The sequence below is a fragment of the Rhizobium mayense genome (assembly GCF_030272705.1).
Lineage (GTDB): Bacteria > Pseudomonadota > Alphaproteobacteria > Rhizobiales > Rhizobiaceae > Rhizobium > Rhizobium mayense.
On record NZ_JARFYM010000018.1, the window covers coordinates 20,518 to 37,664 of the forward strand.

The following is a 17,147-nucleotide window of genomic DNA, read 5'->3' on the forward strand; positions in this document are numbered from 1 at the left end:
ATGCCGTCCGCTCCGAAATATCGTCTATTTCACTGCGGCAAAAACTATCACGGCGCTGATTGGCTTGTATTTCCGCCGCGCTTAAGCCCTTTGGGGTACCGCATAAACCGAAATGGGTTCTGTACCGTCCAGCCGCCGCCGCGTTAGCGTCAGAGTATGGATCACTCGTTCAAACATAGACGACCATGGTCGGTCAGCCGTCGCGGATTTCTGCATGCCGGCTTTGGCGCGACGCTTGCGCTGCTTGGCGGCGACCTGGCCGCGCAAGCGGGCGACACGGGAGACGCGCTCGACATCAGCCAGATGAACCTGACTTTCGAGGATAATTTCGACAGTCTCAGCGTCTCCCCCTGGGGCCCGGGCACCCGCTGGATCGCGCACACACCCTGGAACGGCGATTTCGGCGGCGCGCGCTTTACCGACCCCAAGGGCGATTTCCCCTTCAAGACGGAAGACGGCATACTGCGCATCACGGCAGCGCGCGACGGTAAAGGCGAGTGGCGCTCCGGCCTGCTTGCCTCCGTCGATGCGAAAGGCGACGGTTTTTCGCAGGAATACGGCTATTTCGAAATGCGCGCCCGGCTGCCGGATGGCCCCGGCGTCTGGCCGGCCTTCTGGCTGATCGGCAAAGACCGCTCGAAAGCCACCGCCGAAATCGATGTCATAGAATATTATGGCGATAAGCCGGGTGCCTATTCTTCCACCGTGCATGTCTGGCACCGCGGCGGAAAACATGATTCCGATTATTCGCGCATCAATGTCTTTGGAACGGCAAGCCCAACGGACATGCACACCTACGGCGTAAAGATCGACACCGATTTCATCCGCATGTATTTCGACGGTAAATTCGTCTGGAAAACCAAAGTTCTGCCGGAACACCGGCAACCGATGTACATTCTTGTGAATCTCGGCATCGTCGATAGCATCACGAAAATGGTGGCTCCGGATCCTTCCTTCATGTTTGTCGACTATGTCAGGGCCTATCAGTTCAAGTAGGCATCGCGCGTTGATGTCTTCTCCCGACAGCGACACCCATAGTCGACACTTCTCAACAAGCGCAGAGCGGCAGCCTTCTCCCCGCGGGGCAGGGGTATTTTCGCGCGTCGTGCTCTCGGCCTTATCACCCGTAATGCTTTTGGCCAGCCCGCGTTTAGCCCGGCTGCCGCTTCCAACGAAATGTCTACGTCGCCTAAGGCTTAAGACTTTCGTTGAGGACGGCGGTCATCCCAATGATCAACTGGTGATTTTCCGACAGCGTGAAATTCTGCAAGCGACGATGAGGCACGCATATCGTGCCGTCGCAGGCAGCAAACGTAGCCCGGAGCACAGCGATGATCGATTTCGATTCCGATGAGAAAACCAGTTTTGCCGTAGCCATGCATTACGACAGAAACCGCAGCCTGCATGACATGGTGCATGAACAGGCGCAGGCCGTTCCGCACGCGACGGCTGTCGTTTTCGGCGAGACGGCGCTCACCTACCGCGAGCTCGACAAGGTCTCCGATGCGCTGGCGTCCTATCTCGTAAAGCTCGGCATCCGCAAAGCCGATATCGTCGGCCTGTTCCTGCCGCGCAGCCTCAATGCCATTGTCTGCAAGCTGGCCATTCTCAAGGCCGGCGGCGCCTATCTTCCCCTCGACCCTGCCTTTCCGATCGAGCATCTCGATTATGTCATCGGCGAATGCGAGCCGAAGGTCATCTTCGTCGATTCCGCCTACTGCGAGAAGATCAGCGCCGTTCCCAGCATGCGCGGGAGGGTCATCGAGGCCAGTGCGATCATTGCGGAAATGACGATCAGCCCGCCCCAGCCGAGACCTTCGGTAAAAATCGGCGGCGAGGATGTCGCCTATGTCATGTACACATCCGGTTCCACCGGCCGGCCGAAAGGCACCGCCATCGCGCATCGCAGCATTGCGCGAGTCGTGCTGGATCAGACCTATGTCGACTTTCAGCCGGATGACGTTGTCCTCCACACCGCCACCATCGCCTTCGACGCGGCGACCCTCGAGATTTGGGGCGCATTGCTGAACGGCTGCACGCTTGCCGGCATGCCGGATACCAGTTTCTCGGTCGCTCGGCTCTGCGATGTCATGCGCGAAACCGGCGTCAGTATCACCTTCTTGACGACGGGGCTCTTCAACCTGTTCGCCGACCACGCGGACCGCGATCTGCCGAATCTTCGCCACGTCCTGTTCGGCGGAGATGTCGGATCGGCGGTCCATGCGCGGCGTTTTCTCGACCGTCATCCCGGCTGCAAGCTCACGAACGCCTATGGACCGACCGAAACGACGGTTTTTGCCACAGCCTTCGAAGTGCCTGCAAACTTTTCCGGCCAGGAACTGCCGATCGGCAAGGCGATCGCGCATACCGGCATTGCGGTCCTCGACGAAGAATTGCGCGAAGTGCCGCCGGAGACCGAAGGGCAATTGGCGATTTCGGGCGACGGGCTTGCGATCGGCTATTTCAAACGTCCGGACATGACCGCGGAAAAATTCGTGACGATCAACACGAACAGCGGACAAAAGCGATACTATCTGACGGGCGATCTCGCGATTTTGCAAACGGACGGCACGGTTGCCTTCAAAGGGCGGCGCGACCGTCAGGTCAAGATCAACGGCAAGCGTATCGAGCTCGATGAAATCGAGGCGACGCTGAGACGCGATCCACGCCTTGCCGACGGCATCGTCCTCTGCCACGTCCAAAGTCCGACGCTGAAGCGGATCGTCGCCTACCTATGCCCCCGCCACGGGATCGCGGGCGCGGGTCCTGATTTCGTGCCGAGCGTCATGGCGGGGCTGCGCGCGGCACTTCCGGCCTACATGATCCCGAGTGCCGCCGTGGTGATCGATGCATTCCCGTTGACGCCGGCCGGCAAGGTCGATCGCTCCAAGCTTCAACCGCCGCCGATGGAATCCATCGAAATCGCGCCGGACGCTATCGCCAAGAGCCAGACGGAGACACTTCTGGCAAGGCTCTGGCAGGACGCACTGGGCACGGGGAAAATCGACCTCGACAAAAACTTCTTCGATCTCGGCGGAACCTCACTCCAGCTCATGGAGATCCATGCCGGCCTTGAGGCTGAGCTCGAGCGCTCCGTCGACGTCGTCGCCCTGTTCAAGCATCCGACGATCCGCGAATTGGCGCGCCACGTCGACGGCAAGGCTTCGGGTTCGGCGCGGGCGATCGCCGCCGCCCAGCGTGCAGCCCTTCAGAGAAAGACCATGTCCCAATTCCGCAGGAGTTCTTCATGACGAAAAATCATGACACCGGTCATGCCAATGGCGATCAGATTGATTTCGATGACAGTCAGAATTGGGACAATCAGGATTCAGGCGGTATCGCGATTATCGGCATGTCCGGTCGTTTCCCGGGAGCGCCTTCGGTAGACGCACTTTGGCAGCTCGTTTGCGAGGGGCGGGATGCCTTTTCTCAGTTCTCGCCGGAAGAACTGGAAGACGCCTTTACCGATGAAGAGCGCGCCCAGCCGAATTTCGTTCCGGCCCGGCCGCATCTTCGTGACGTCGAGATGTTCGATGCCGACTTCTTCGGCATGTATCCGCGCGAGGCGGCACTGACCGACCCGCAGCATCGGGTCTTCCTGGAGATCTGCTGGGAAGCGCTCGAAAACGGCGGCTACGATCCGCAGCGCTATCCGGGGATGATAGGCGTCTTCGCCGGCTCCTCCATGCCGACCTATCTCATCAACAACGTTTTGGGCGACCGCGCCAAGGCGGAAGAATTTACGTCCAACTATCAGATCGGCTGCTTCCAACAGCTTGTCGGCGCACTCAATGACACGCTTGCGACGCGCATCGCCTACAAATTCAATTTGCGCGGCCCGGCCTTCACGCTGCAATCGGCCTGCTCGACCTCGCTCCTGGCGGTATCGCAGGCCTGCCAGAATTTGCTCACCTATAGCTGCGACATGGCGCTTGCCGGCGGTGTCTCGATCACCATTCCGCAAAGGCGCGGCTATATCTATCAGGAAGGCGGCATGGCTTCGCCGGACGGCACTTGCCGCCCGTTCGATGCGAATGCCGCGGGGACCGTCTTCGCCAGCGGCGCCGGCGTTGTCCTTCTGAAGCGCCAGGAAGACGCGCTGCGGGACGGCGACCATATCTATGCGGTCATCCGCGGTTACGGCGTCAACAATGATGGCTCCGACAAGGTCGGCTTCGTCGCACCGAGCGTCGAGGGCCAGGCTGAAGCGATCTCCGCAGCCTTTGCGAATGCCGGTGTCTCACCCGCAACGATTGGCTATGTCGAATGCCACGGAACAGCGACACCGCTTGGCGACCCCATCGAATTCAGCGGATTGAAAGGCGCTTTTTCGGAAGATCCGCCCGCGCCGGCCAGCTGTGCGCTCGGATCGGTGAAAGGCAATATCGGCCATACGGATGCCGCCGCCGGCGTCACCGGCTTGATCAAGACGGCTTTGGCGCTGGGCAAGGCGAAGATTCCGCCGATGGCCAATTATCAGAAGCCAAATCCGCGCATCAATCTCGATCGCAGCCCCTTCTATATTCCGACCGAAATGATCGATTGGCCAGAAACGGAGGGACCGCGCCGGGCCGGTGTCAGCGCGTTCGGCGTCGGTGGCACGAACATTCATGTTATCGTCGAAGAACCGCCGGTTCGTTACGCCGAGCCGGCCAATGAACGTGAAGGACCGTTTATTCTTCCGCTTTCGGCAAACAACCCCGCCGCCCTTTCGGAAATGCGCGCCAATCTCGGCGACTACCTCACCAGGGATCCGGGACTGCCCTTGTCGCAACTGGCGCACACGCTACAGATCGGCCGGCGTGAGTTCGATCATCGTCTCGCGATCGTCGCCAGCACGACGGAGGAAGCGATCGATCGCCTGGCGGCGGAGCGCTATCAGCCGCTCTTGGCCTCCGATGAACCGCCGGTGGCCTTCATGTTTCCGGGGCAGGGTGCTCAATATGCCGGCATGGGCGCTGGCCTTTACAGTTCGGAGCCGGAATTCGCCCGCTGGATCGACCGCGGCGCCGAATTGTTGAAGATGACGCTCGGCGTCGATCTGCGCGACTATATCTGCCATACCGGCCCCGTGACGCAGTCCATGGCCGACGAGCAGCGCGAGACACGCATCGCCCAGCCCTGCCTCTATCTGGTCGAATATGCGCTGGCGCGGCTGTGGCTGAGCCGCGGCGTCAAGCCCTATGCGATGATCGGCCACAGCGTCGGCGAATTCGTCGCCGCAACGCTTGCCAACGTCATTTCCTTCGAGGACGGCTTGCGGTTGGTCGCCAATCGCGGGCGGCTGATGCAGAACCAGCCGCACGGTGCAATGGTGTCCGTGCGCGCCGATGCCGAAACCGTATCGGTGCATCTGCGCGGAAACGTTGAGATCGCCGCGATCAATGCGCCGAAGCTCTGCGTCATCTCGGGACCCTTCGATGATATCGACACGGTCTGCGCCGGGCTCGAATCCGCCGGCATCGCCTTCAGCCGGCTGCATACCTCGCATGCGTTCCACTCGGCAATGATGGATGAAGCCACCGTTGCCCTGCGTGAAGAGACGGCGAAGGCCACCTACGGCACCGCCACCATGCCGTATATTTCCTGCGTCACCGGCGATTGGCAGACCGGCGAACGGGGGACCTCACCGGACTACTGGGCGACACATTGCCGTGACGCCGTTCACTTCGCCGATGGGCTCGTGACGCTCTGCCGCGGTCGAAAACCGGTGCTTCTCGAAGTCGGTCCCGGCCGAACGCTCTCGGTCTTTGCCGCGCAGACGATCGGCCGTGACGATCTTGCCGCGATCGTGCAATCGCTGCCCGAACATGACCGTGCTTTCGCCGCCTCCGAAACCCTAGCGGAAGCACACGGCAAGCTCTGGATGGCCGGCTACGCGCTGGAATGGCCGAGCCTGCCCGCCAGCGCCCAGCAGCGCCTGGCCCTGCCAACCTATCCGTTCCAGCGCCAGCGCCACTGGATCGATGCGCCGCAGTCCGCACGCCGCGCCTCGAGTCAGCCGGCTCTGCCCGCTCCAGTCCCTGCGCCCGCTGCCTCTCCCGCAGCCGATGTCAACCTTGTCGATGAGAACCAAGCCATGAACGCTGTAACACCTCTTTCCGTTTCTAATCGCGTCCTCACACTTGAAACCTCCCTGTTGACCTTGCTCAGTGAAATGTCGGGGGAGACGCTGGGGCCCAGCGAACGTGCCGTGACGTTCCTCGAACTCGGTTTCGACTCGCTGTTCGTCGGGCAGTTCGCGCAGCGCATTGAGAAGGAATACAAGGTCAAGCTTTCCTTCCGCGAGCTGCTCAGCAACATTCCTTCCGTCGCCGATCTCGCACTTCATCTCGACCTACAGATGCCGCCGGACGCTGTGAAACCCGTCGAGGTACCGGTGGCGACGCCGGTTGTCGCTCCCGCCGTGCCGGTTGCTGCGATAGCGTCGCCCGTCGCAATTCCGGCAGCACTTCCGGTCGCTCCAATGCCGATGCTGTCTGCAGGTTCGCCTGATCTGGCAGCCGTGTTGCAATCGCAGATCCAGCTCGCACAGTCGTTGTTTGCCCAACAGCTGCTGATCCTTCAGGGCAGCACCGCGATCGTCCCGCCCGTCGCGGCGGTGGCAGTACCCGTCGCGCCGCCGGTACCAGTCGCTGTAGCCGCTCCCGCACCTGCCGTTGCAACAGCGGCTAAGCCGGCCGCGGATGCGACAGAAACCGAATTCGGCACGGAGCGCATCAAGCTCTATCGCCCGGGCGCAAAGAACCTCGCGCCGGAAATATCCAACGCCAAGCGCGCCTTCATCGCCGATCTGACCACTGCCTACGAAACGAAGAATGCCAAGTCTAAGGCATTCACCAAGGACAATCGCCACTGGCTTGCAGACCCGCGCACCGCTTCCGGCTTCCGCGCCGACTGGAAGGAAATGGTCTTCCCGATCGTCTGCGACCATTCGAAAGGCGCGCATATCTGGGACATCGACGGCAACAAATACGTCGATCTGGTCAACGGTTTCGGGCAGACGGCCTTCGGCCATGCCCCGGACTTCGTCATCGATGCCATCAAGGCCCAGGCCGACATCGGCTTCGCCATCGGCCCGCAAACACCGCTCGCCGGCGACGTTGCCGGGATGATCGCCGAGGTGACCGGCCATGAGCGCGTCACCTTCTGCAACACCGGCTCGGAAGCCGTCATGGCCGCCATGCGTCTCGCCCGTGCCGTCACAGGCCGAGACCGTATCGTGGTCTTCGCCAACGACTATCACGGCCAGTTCGATGAAGTGCTGGTCAAGGGCCGCAACCGCGCCGACAAGCCGATCGCCCTGCCAATCGCTTCGGGCATCCCGATGGGCTCCGTGTCCAATATGACCGTGCTGCGCTACGGCGCTCCGGAAAGCCTCGATTTCATCCGCGCCAATGCCGATGACATCGCGGCAGTCATCATAGAGCCGATCCAGAGCCGGCATCCGGAGTTGCAGCCAGTCGAATTCGTCCGTGAGCTGCGCGATGTAGCCACCAACTCTGAATTCGCCCTGGTCTTCGATGAAGTCGTCACCGGCTTCCGCGTCGATCCAGGCGGCATGCAGGCGATCTGGGGCATCAAGGGCGATATGGCGACCTATGGCAAAGTTGTCGGTGGCGGCATGCCGATCGGCGTTCTGGTTGGAAGCTCGCGTTTCATGGATGCTCTCGACGGCGGCCACTGGAATTACGGCGATGACTCCGTTCCCATGACCGCCCCGACTTTTTTTGCCGGCACATTCGTGCGTCATCCGCTGGTGCTTGCCGCGGCGCATGCGGTGCTACATCACATCAAGGGTGAGGGGGCAGCACTTTATGGCCGCGTCGCGGAACGAACCCAGGCGCTTGTCGCTGAAATCAAGGCGGATCTTGCGAGACGCGGCATTGCCGATGTCGTCCATGGTTACAAGAGCTGGTTCGCCACCGATTTCAGCAGCCAGGATTCGCTGGGTGCGCTGTTCTACGCCCAGATGCGCCTCAACGGCGTGCACATCCAGGACGGCTATCCATGCTTCCTGACCACTGCCCACAGCGAAGATGATTTCCAGACGATCGCCAAGGCCTTCCGCGACAGCCTTGATGCCCTCCAGTCGGTGGGTATCCTCGGGCCCGCCGAAGATAGGCCAGCCCCGACAGTCGAGCCGAAAATGCCGGCTGTAGCCCGCGCGCCGCGGCCGCAATCTGCGCCGCTGACGGAGGCGCAGACGGAAATCTGGCTTGCGGCACAGGCAGGCGACGAAGCCTCGTGCTCTTTCAATGAGTCTTTTTCGCTAAAGCTCGAGGGCGCTTTCGATGAGAGGGCATTCCGCAAAGCGCTCGATACGGTCGTTGCCCGCCACGACGCATTCCACATCCGCTTCGACCGCAGCGGCCAGTTCTTCCATTTCATTCCGGATTTCAAGCTCGATGCACCGCTGGTCGGCGGTGCCGATGAAGCGCTGCTGCGGCAGATCGTCGAAGATGAGGCGCTGACACCCTTCGACCTCGTGAACGGTCCTCTGGCCCGTGCCAGCATCGTGAAGCTCGGTAGTGACAAGCATGTCTTCATCTTCACCGGCCACCACATCGTCTGCGACGGCTGGTCGATCAACGTCTTCGTCGATGAGCTTTCGACCGCCTATGCTGCCTACCAGCAGGGTGAAACGCCGAACTTCGAACCGGCTCTGTCCTTCGCCACCTACTCCACGGATTTTGCGCCGAAGCCGGAGAAGTCCGGGGCAACGGAACAATTCTGGCTCGACCAGTTCAAGACGGTTCCCGAACTGCCGGAAATGCCGCTTGACCGGCCGCGTCCGGAATATCGCAGCTTTGCCGGCGGAACCTGCACCGGCTTCATCGGCGAAGAGGTCTACAAAACACTGAAGAAGGCGGGGGCAAAGTCGGGCGCGACACTGTTCTCCACCCTGCTTGCAGCCCTGCAGGTGACGATCTCGCGGCTTTCCGGCCAGGAGGACATCGTCATCGCCATTCCCTCGGCCGGCCAGAGCCTGATCGGCGACCAGATCCTTGTCGGGCACTGCGTCAATCTCCTGCCGCTACGCCAGACCGTGACGCCGGCGGAATCCTTCGTCACCCATCTGAAAGCGACGCAGCAATTGGTCTTCCAGGCCTTCGAGCATCAGGACTACACCTACGGCACGCTGGTGCGCAAACTCGGCATCAAGCGTGACTCACGGCGCCTGCCGCTCACCGAGATCCAGTTCAACCTGGAGCGCATGGCCGGCGGCTCGGCTTTCGGCAATCTCAAACCCTCGATCGAGCCGAACGCCAAGGCCTTCTCCAATTTCGACATGTTCTTCAACATGATCGAGGCTCCGGATCACATTCGCATCGACGTCGATTACAATGCCGACGTCTTCGACCGTACCACGATCGAGCGCTGGATCGGCCATTTCTCGACGCTGGCTGCGGCACTTGCGAGAGATATGGATCACAGGATCTCCGAACTGTCGCTGCTGACGGCGGACGAAAAATCTTGGCTGATCGATGGTCTGAACCATACGACGATGGAGTACAATCACGACGAGTTCATCTTCTCGCTCTTTGCCCGCAAGGCAGCAGAACATCCGAACACCATTGCCGCCGAACATGACGGCCACACGATCACCTACGGCGAACTTGAAACCCGGTCGAACCAGCTTGCTCTCTATCTGCAGATGGCGATCCCGGAGCCCGGCCAGCGCATCGCGCTTCTGGTCGAGCGCTCGCTCGAAATGATCGTCGCTCTTCTCGCGGTCATGAAGGCCGGGCACACCTACGTGCCCATGGACCCGGCGCATCCCGAGCCGCGGTTGCGCCAGACGCTGGATATTGCCCGTGTCGGCGGCGTCATTTGCGACAGCGATGCAATGGAGCACATTGCAGCCTCGGGCACGCCAGTCATCCGCGTTGACAAGGATGCCAAGGCGATCGGCTCGATGGCAGGCGCGACCCTGAGGAACCTGCCGACCGATAACACGGCTCCCGCCTATATCATCTTTACCTCGGGCTCGACCGGCATGCCGAAGGGTGTCGAAGTATCCCACCGTGCGCTGACCAATTTTCTTCTCTCCATGGGGAAGGAACCCGGCTTCACCGCCAATGATACGCTGATCGCGGTAACGACGATCTCCTTCGATATTGCCGGGCTGGAAATATACCTGCCCTTGATCTCAGGCGGAAAGGTCGTCATCGCCAGCCGCACGCAGGTCCAGGACGGCTTTGCACTGGTGAAACTGGTCAATGATCACAATGCCACGGTATTGCAGGCGACCCCGACACTCTGGCAGATGTTGACCGAGGCAGGCCTCAAGGAGCGGCCGAACCTGAAAATGCTCTGCGGTGGCGAGCCACTGCGGAAAGAGCTGGCGAAGTCACTGCTGACGATCGGGGCAGAGCTCTGGAATATGTACGGCCCGACGGAAACGACCATCTGGTCGTCGCTGCAGCGGATCACCGATGCGGAGCAGCCGATCACCATCGGCCATCCGATCGCCAATACCCAGCTCTATATCCTCGATCAGCACAACGGCATCGCGCCGATCGGCGTCACCGGTGAACTGCATATCGGTGGCGACGGCCTGGCGAACGGCTATTTCGACCGGCTCGATCTGACCGAAAAAGCCTTCGTGCCCTTCTGCTTCGCCGTCGGCCGGCCGAAGCGGCTCTATAAGACGGGCGATGTCGGACGGCGCCTTGCCGACGGCTCGCTGCAACTGCTCGGCCGGCGCGACCAGCAGATCAAGTTGCGTGGTTTCCGCATCGAGCTCGGCGACATCGAAGCCGTGGTCTCGAAAGCGGAAGGTGTTCGCCAATGCGCTGTCGTCGCGGCGGAAAACCAGAAGGGCGATCGTTCTCTCGTCTGCTACGTCGTCCCCGCCATCGGCGGCACCGAGCTTTCGCCCGCCGATCTCGCCGCCTACGCCAAGGCTAATCTGCCAGGCCATATGGTGCCGAGCTTCTGGGTAACGGAAAGCGAACTGCCGCAGACCGCCAATGGCAAGCTCGACCGCAAGACCCTGCAGTTGCGCGGCGTGCCGCAGCGCGAGGCTGCAATCGTCAAGGTTCAACCCAAGACAGAGACGGAGCGACGGATCCTGACGATCTGGGAGGAGGTGTTGAACCTCGGCGACATCAGCGTTGACGACAATCTCTATGCGCTCGGTGCCGACTCGCTGACGATCTTCCGCATCGCCGCACGCATGCTCGACACCGGCCTGTCGCTGGAAGCGAAGCATCTGCTGCGCCATCCGTCGGTGGCCGAGCTGGCGGCCTTTGCCGACAGCCGCGGAGAGACAGCGGCTGATCCGGTTCAGTTCCACGTTCCATCATTGAAAGACTTCCGTAACGGCGCACGCCGCGGAATGGAGAGGGCAATATGAGTACTGTTGAAAATAGCCCCGCAGGCCAGGTTGCCGATCTGGAGATCATCGGCGAGTTTCCCTGCACGCAGACACAATTGCGCTGCTGGATTCTCGACCAATTGCTCCCTGGCAATCCAGCGCTCAATGTTGCCGTCCGCTGGGAAATTCGCGGCGCGTTCAAAGCCTCCACCATCGAGGCAGCCTTTCGCAAGGTGATCCAACGCCACGAAATTCTCAGGACGCGGTTCATCGAAAGGGAAGGTCAGCCCTTCCAGCAGGCGGTCGACAGGATCGATTTCAAGATGTCGGTGATCGATCTGCGCAGCATGGCGTCCGATCAGCGCCAGGCGAGGATTATGTCTATAGGCGAGGAGACGGCACAGGCTCCCTTCGATCTCGGCAAGCCTGGGCTCTTCCGCGTCTCTCTGTTGATGGCCGAAAATGACCGCGGCGTGCTACTCATCACCGCTCATCAGAGCTGCTTCGATGGCTGGTCGATCCGTGTGCTCGGACGCGAAGTGGGGGAAATCGCCGCCGCTATCGATGCCGGCCGGCAGCCAGTAGTGCCGGACTTGCCGCTGCAATATGGCGATTATGCTCTCTGGCAGCAGGAATATCTGCAGAGCTACGGTTTCGAGACGGAGAAGACCTTCTGGCGGGAGAAACTCGTCGGCGCGCCTTACTTTGAAGTCGCGCCTGACCATCCGCGCGGCCGCGTGAAGACCAATCACGGCAATATTCTTTCCATCGCGCAGCCGATCGCCTTCAGCGAGCGCATGGATGCCGCCGCACGCGCTCATCGTGTCTCGCAATACAGCTACGGCGCCGCCATCATCAGCGCCATGCTGCATCGGCTGACGCAGGCCTCGACCGTGATGTTCGGTTCGCAGGTAGCGGGTCGCGAACATGCCGATCTCGAAGATATGATCGGCGTCTTCATCAACAACCTGGTGCTGCGCTTCGACTTCTCCTCCGACGCTTCGTTCGCGCAGCATATTCATTCGGTCAGTGAGACGGTGGAGGGGGCGCTAAACCATCAGCGAATGCCCTTTAACAAGCTGGTGGAACTGATCAATCCGGTCCGCGATCCCTCGCGCAATCCGCTGATCTCCGTGAACTTCAACCTGCAGAAGGCGTTCCTGGAGGATCACCGCTATGGCGGCTTCGAACTCATCAGCTCGCCATCGCAATCGCCGGGCGTCATCTACGATCTGAGTTTCATCATGATCGGCCGGCCGTCGGGTTGGCGCATGTCGATCGAATATAATGCTGATCTCTTCGAGGCGAGCACCATCGAAAGCCTGCTGCAGCTCTGGCAGAAGGCCTATGAGATCGCGCTCGACCATCCCGAGGCATTGCTGTCGTCGCTGCCCGTGCCCGAACGGCATGCCGTTGCGGCCGCTAAAGGCGCATCAGCCGGGCTTCCCGCAAGCCAGACCTCCGCCGATACGCCGGTGGCGAAGAAGATGGCGACGCTCGCAGCCCTCTGGCAGGACATCCTGCAAGTTCCGCAGGTGCTGCCGAAAGACGACTTCTTTGCGCTCGGCGGTCACTCGTTGCTGGCGCTGCGGCTGCTGTCGGCGGTGCGGGATAAATTCCATGTCCAGCCGACCCTGGAGCTTCTGTTCAAGGAGCCGACGCTCGAGGGCTTTGCCGCTGCGATCTTCGATACCCCGAAGACGGAGGAAACTGCTGCCGCGATCGCCAATCCCTGGGATTTGATCACCTGCAAACGCGGCACGGGGCCGGCCTCGGTTTATACTCTAAACCATCCCTTCCTCTACTACCGCCTCGCGAACGAATTGCCGGATACGGTGTCGGTCCACAACGTCAACATGTTCAATACCGACCTCGGAGATCTGGCTAGCCTGCGGTTTGAGGATATCGCTCGCTATGCGGTCGATGCAATGCAGATCGACGTGAAAGCCGGACCTGTTGCCCTCGTCGGGCTCTGCGTCAACGGCACATTGGCCATGGAGGTGACCCGGCAGCTGCGAGAGAGGGGCGCTGATGTCAGCTTTACCGCTATGATCGACTCATGGGCGCCAGGTTACTTCCGCTCGCTGCCGAAACGGGAACAGAAGCGATGGAACAGGGAGCGGCGCGTCAAACGCCTCGGCTATTTCACCAGGAAGGTATTGTCGGGCCGCACGTCGCTGATCGTGTTCCTCAAGGAGTTCAACTTCTCGCTCGCGCTCCTGAAAATGTTCGGTGTCAAAGCTGGGAAATATACCCCGGAGGAAGAGGCCAATGCGGCGGTCACGGATCTGCTGGTGGCGGCTTCGCGCAGCTACAAGCCGGTGCAGAACAAGGACCCTTCCGTGATCCTGCTGCGCAGCCAGGCCAATCATCCCCGCGCTCGCAAACTGCTGTTCGGCTGGGGCGATGCGGTGGCGGCAGATACCACCGTTCTCGACATCGAAGGTTGGCATGAGGACTCGGTGGCCGAACTGGCATCGGCCATCTCCAAGAAGTTCGGCGGCGCCTAGGCGCCGCCTCGACAGATATCCGGCGAAACCGCACAGGAAACGCGACTATGGATATGACCAAGCCTTTGAGGATCTGCATTCTTGTTGGGCACAAGGATGGGTTCGAGAACTGGGAGCTGATGGTCTTCGACCGGATCCTTGGCGATCCGCGCTTTGAGCTCGTTACCCTGCTTGTCCACCCGCATCCTTTTGGCGATCGGACGGCCTCGTCATTATTTGCTTTGGAGGCACGGCTGGAGGGCAAACTTCTCGCCCGGCAGCCTGCCTATACCCCGAAGCGTTTCGACGCCGGCAGGCAGCGCATAGACTATCTCGAAGCCATCAGTGGCCGCGACACCACCGATGGCAGCGTCGCCTCCGCATTGCTCAAGCGCCTGGATATTGATCTGGTCATGCGTACCACGCCTGAAGGCTTGCCCGAAGATGCAATTCGGGCTTTGCCATTCGGTGAATGGGCCTTCAATTTCTCCGACCAGCAATCCGAGCATGCCGATTGGTTCAGCTATGCCGATGTCATTGCCAGGGCACCGACCACGGAGCTGATGCTTTGTTGCAAGCGCGGCGGGGAAACGCAGCCTGCCCAGATCGCTACCTCCTCGTTCAACATCAAGTTCAGCGCGGCGCGCAATGCCGCCTTCGTGCGGGAGCGCGGCGTGACGCTTCTGATGCGCGAACTCGGTCGTTTGGCCGATACGCGCCAGATCAACGCGACACCAATGGCACGCCTGCCGGCTATCTCCGCTCCATCGTTCGGCGATCTCTTTCGCTACACCGGCGCATTGTCAGGTTATCTCTCAGCAAAAGCGCTTAAAGCATTGAAATCAAAGCTGCGCTTCGGTTCGTCCATCTGGACGCTCTATACCGGTAGTGGGCGGATCGACGATTTTGATCCCAGCCAGGCGATCGAAATCCCGCCGACCAAGGGCGACATCAAGGCCGATCCTTTCCTCTTCCAGCACGATGGCGAGTGCTATCTGTTCTACGAAGCCTATGCCGATGGCGATCGCAAGGCGCATATCGCCGTCGGCCGCTTCAACGGCGACAAGGTGGAACGGCTCGGCGTTGTGCTCGATTGCCCGCACCATCTTTCCTATCCATTCGTATTCCGCGATGGTGACGACATCTTCATGATGCCGGAGACCCATCAGTCGCACCGTCTCGAGATCTGGCGCTGCACCGAATTCCCATTGAAATGGGAGCTCTATTCCACCGCCTTCGAAGGCCAATCCGCTGCCGACAGCATTCTGACGCGTCACGGCGGCAAATGGTGGCTCTTCACCAATCTCTCGGATCATCACGCCTACGAAGATCACTGCAACGAGCTCTACCTCTTCGAGGTCGACGGTCCGGCGCTGAAGCACGTCGTGCCGCACAAGCGCAATCCCGTCGTCATCGGCAGCACCGTGGCCCGCAATGCCGGACGCATCTTCGAGCGTGACGGCAAGATCTACAGGCCGTCGCAGCGAAATTCCCATGGCCTCTACGGCTACGGGCTGAACATCATGGAGATCGAACAGCTCACGCTCGATGATTATCGCGAACGCTGCATCCGCACGATCACGCCGGACTTCAAGACCGGACTTCTCGGCTGTCATCATTTCGATGCAGCTGATGGCCGTTATATTCTGGACGCGAGATTGAGCATTTAAAGCCTGTCGCGCGTGAAGGTCATCAACGAACTGTTCTTGCGCGAAATGCCGGACAAAGGCCGCCCAGCTAGGGGGAGACTGAGCTGATGGACAAGAACGCTGATAGCAAGGCCGATCATATCGGCCCAAAGCCGTTTACGCGTCGGGCAATGCTCACGACCGGCGGTTCGCTGGCGGCGGCGCAAATCGCTGGCAGGATTGGTGTCGGCGGATTGGCCGCCGCGCTTGCTTCCGGAACGGCGGCGTTCGCACAGTCGGCCAAGCCCAACATTGTTTTTATCCTGGCCGACGATTTGGGCTGGAAGGACGTCGGATTTCACGGCTCTGACATAAAGACGCCAAACATCGACGAGCTGGCGGAAAAAGGCGCCCGGCTTGAGCAATACTACGCCCAGCCCATGTGTACGCCCACCCGGGCGGCGTTCATGACGGGCCGCTACCCGTTCCGCTACGGCATGCAGACCGCCGTCATTCCCCAGGGCGGCACTTACGGCCTCGCGCTCGATGACTATCTCTTGCCGGAATTGCTGAAGGAGGCAGGCTATACGACGGCCGCCAGCGGCAAGTGGCACCTCGGCCACGCCAAAGCGGCATTCTGGCCGCGCCAGCGCGGATTCGATTCATTCTATGGCGCTCTGCTTGGCGAGATCGATCACTTCACGCACAAGTCGGCAAACGGCAATGCGGATTGGTACCGGAACAACGACGCGATCGAGGAGGAAGGATTCGACAATATTCTCTTCGCTACCGAAGCCGTGCGAGTGATCAACGAGCACGATCAGTCGAAACCTTTATTCCTGTATCTGGCCTTCACGGCGCCGCATACGCCCTTCCAGGCGCCGAAGGAATATCTTGAACGCAACAGCCACATCGCCGACGAGAGCCGGCGAAACTATGCGGCGATGATCTCGGTGATGGACGATGGCATCGGCAGGGTCGTCGAAGCTCTCGAAATGCGCGGCATGCGCGAGAATACGATCATTGTCTTTCACAGCGACAATGGCGGCGTGGTCGATTCTTTCTTTGCGGGGGAAAGCGACGTCAAGGGCAAGCTTCCAGCAGACAACGGTCCTTACCGGGAAGGCAAGGGGACGACCTATGAGGGGGGTACGCGCGTCGCTGGCCTGATCAACTGGCCGGGAAAGATCGGGCCTGGCACTGCCGAGGGAATGATGCATGTCGTAGACATGTACCCGACCTTGGCGGCTCTGGCCGGTGCTGAACTCGGCAAGAACAAGCCGCTGGACGGAATGGACATGTGGCCGATGCTTAGCGAGGGAAAGCCATCGCCCCGCAGCGAGATCGTCTACAACATCGAACCAATGACGGCCGCCGTGCGCCGGGGCGATTGGAAGCTTGTGTGGAAGGCGACGTTGCCGCCGAAACTCGAACTCTTCGATCTTTCGAAGGATGCGTCCGAGACCACAAACCTTGCCGATCAGAACCCCGAAATGGTCCAGAAGCTACAGGCGCGGATCATCGAGCTTGCCTCACAGATGTCTCCTCCTTTGATCCTGCAGGACGCTGTACGATTGCTGTTACATTCGGACACGGTACTGCCCGACGCGGCCGAAATGTTCAATGTCGGAGATTGATGGGCAATTCTTTCGTGGCGGCAAACGTGGCGTGACAGCGGGAGACATCAACGCCGCGTTGATCCGGGCT

The 17,147-nt window shown here is 60.6% G+C and carries 6 protein-coding genes; all 6 read left to right on the plus strand.

From position 1 onward, the window contains the following. Positions 1 to 156 precede the first annotated feature (156 nt). Positions 157 to 996, plus strand: coding sequence for a glycoside hydrolase family 16 protein (locus PY649_RS20665; RefSeq protein WP_285870522.1), 840 nt, complete (start codon positions 157 to 159; stop codon positions 994 to 996). 335 nt (positions 997 to 1,331) lie between these two features. Continuing rightward, on the plus strand, positions 1,332 to 3,251 hold the full coding sequence (locus PY649_RS20670) for a non-ribosomal peptide synthetase (RefSeq protein WP_285870523.1): 1,920 nt from the start codon (positions 1,332 to 1,334) through the stop codon (positions 3,249 to 3,251). Next, a complete protein-coding gene (locus PY649_RS20675) occupies positions 3,248 to 11,362 on the plus strand; it encodes a non-ribosomal peptide synthetase/type I polyketide synthase (RefSeq protein WP_285870524.1) in 8,115 nt (2,704 codons plus the stop codon). Before PY649_RS20670 ends, PY649_RS20675 begins: the two co-directional genes overlap by 4 nt. Further along, positions 11,359 to 13,833, plus strand: a complete 2,475-nt coding sequence (locus PY649_RS20680; protein ID WP_285870525.1) for a condensation domain-containing protein — start codon at positions 11,359 to 11,361, stop codon at positions 13,831 to 13,833. The genes PY649_RS20675 and PY649_RS20680 overlap by 4 nt, the downstream gene beginning before the upstream one ends. A gap of 47 nt (positions 13,834 to 13,880) precedes the next feature. Further along, the gene (locus tag PY649_RS20685) at positions 13,881 to 15,482 is read left to right on the plus strand and encodes a glucosamine inositolphosphorylceramide transferase family protein (protein ID WP_285870526.1); all 1,602 of its coding nucleotides are present in this window, start codon (positions 13,881 to 13,883) and stop codon (positions 15,480 to 15,482) included. A gap of 86 nt (positions 15,483 to 15,568) precedes the next feature. Continuing rightward, positions 15,569 to 17,077, plus strand: a complete 1,509-nt coding sequence (locus tag PY649_RS20690) for an arylsulfatase B (RefSeq protein WP_285870527.1) — start codon at positions 15,569 to 15,571, stop codon at positions 17,075 to 17,077. Positions 17,078 to 17,147: the final 70 nt, after the last annotated feature.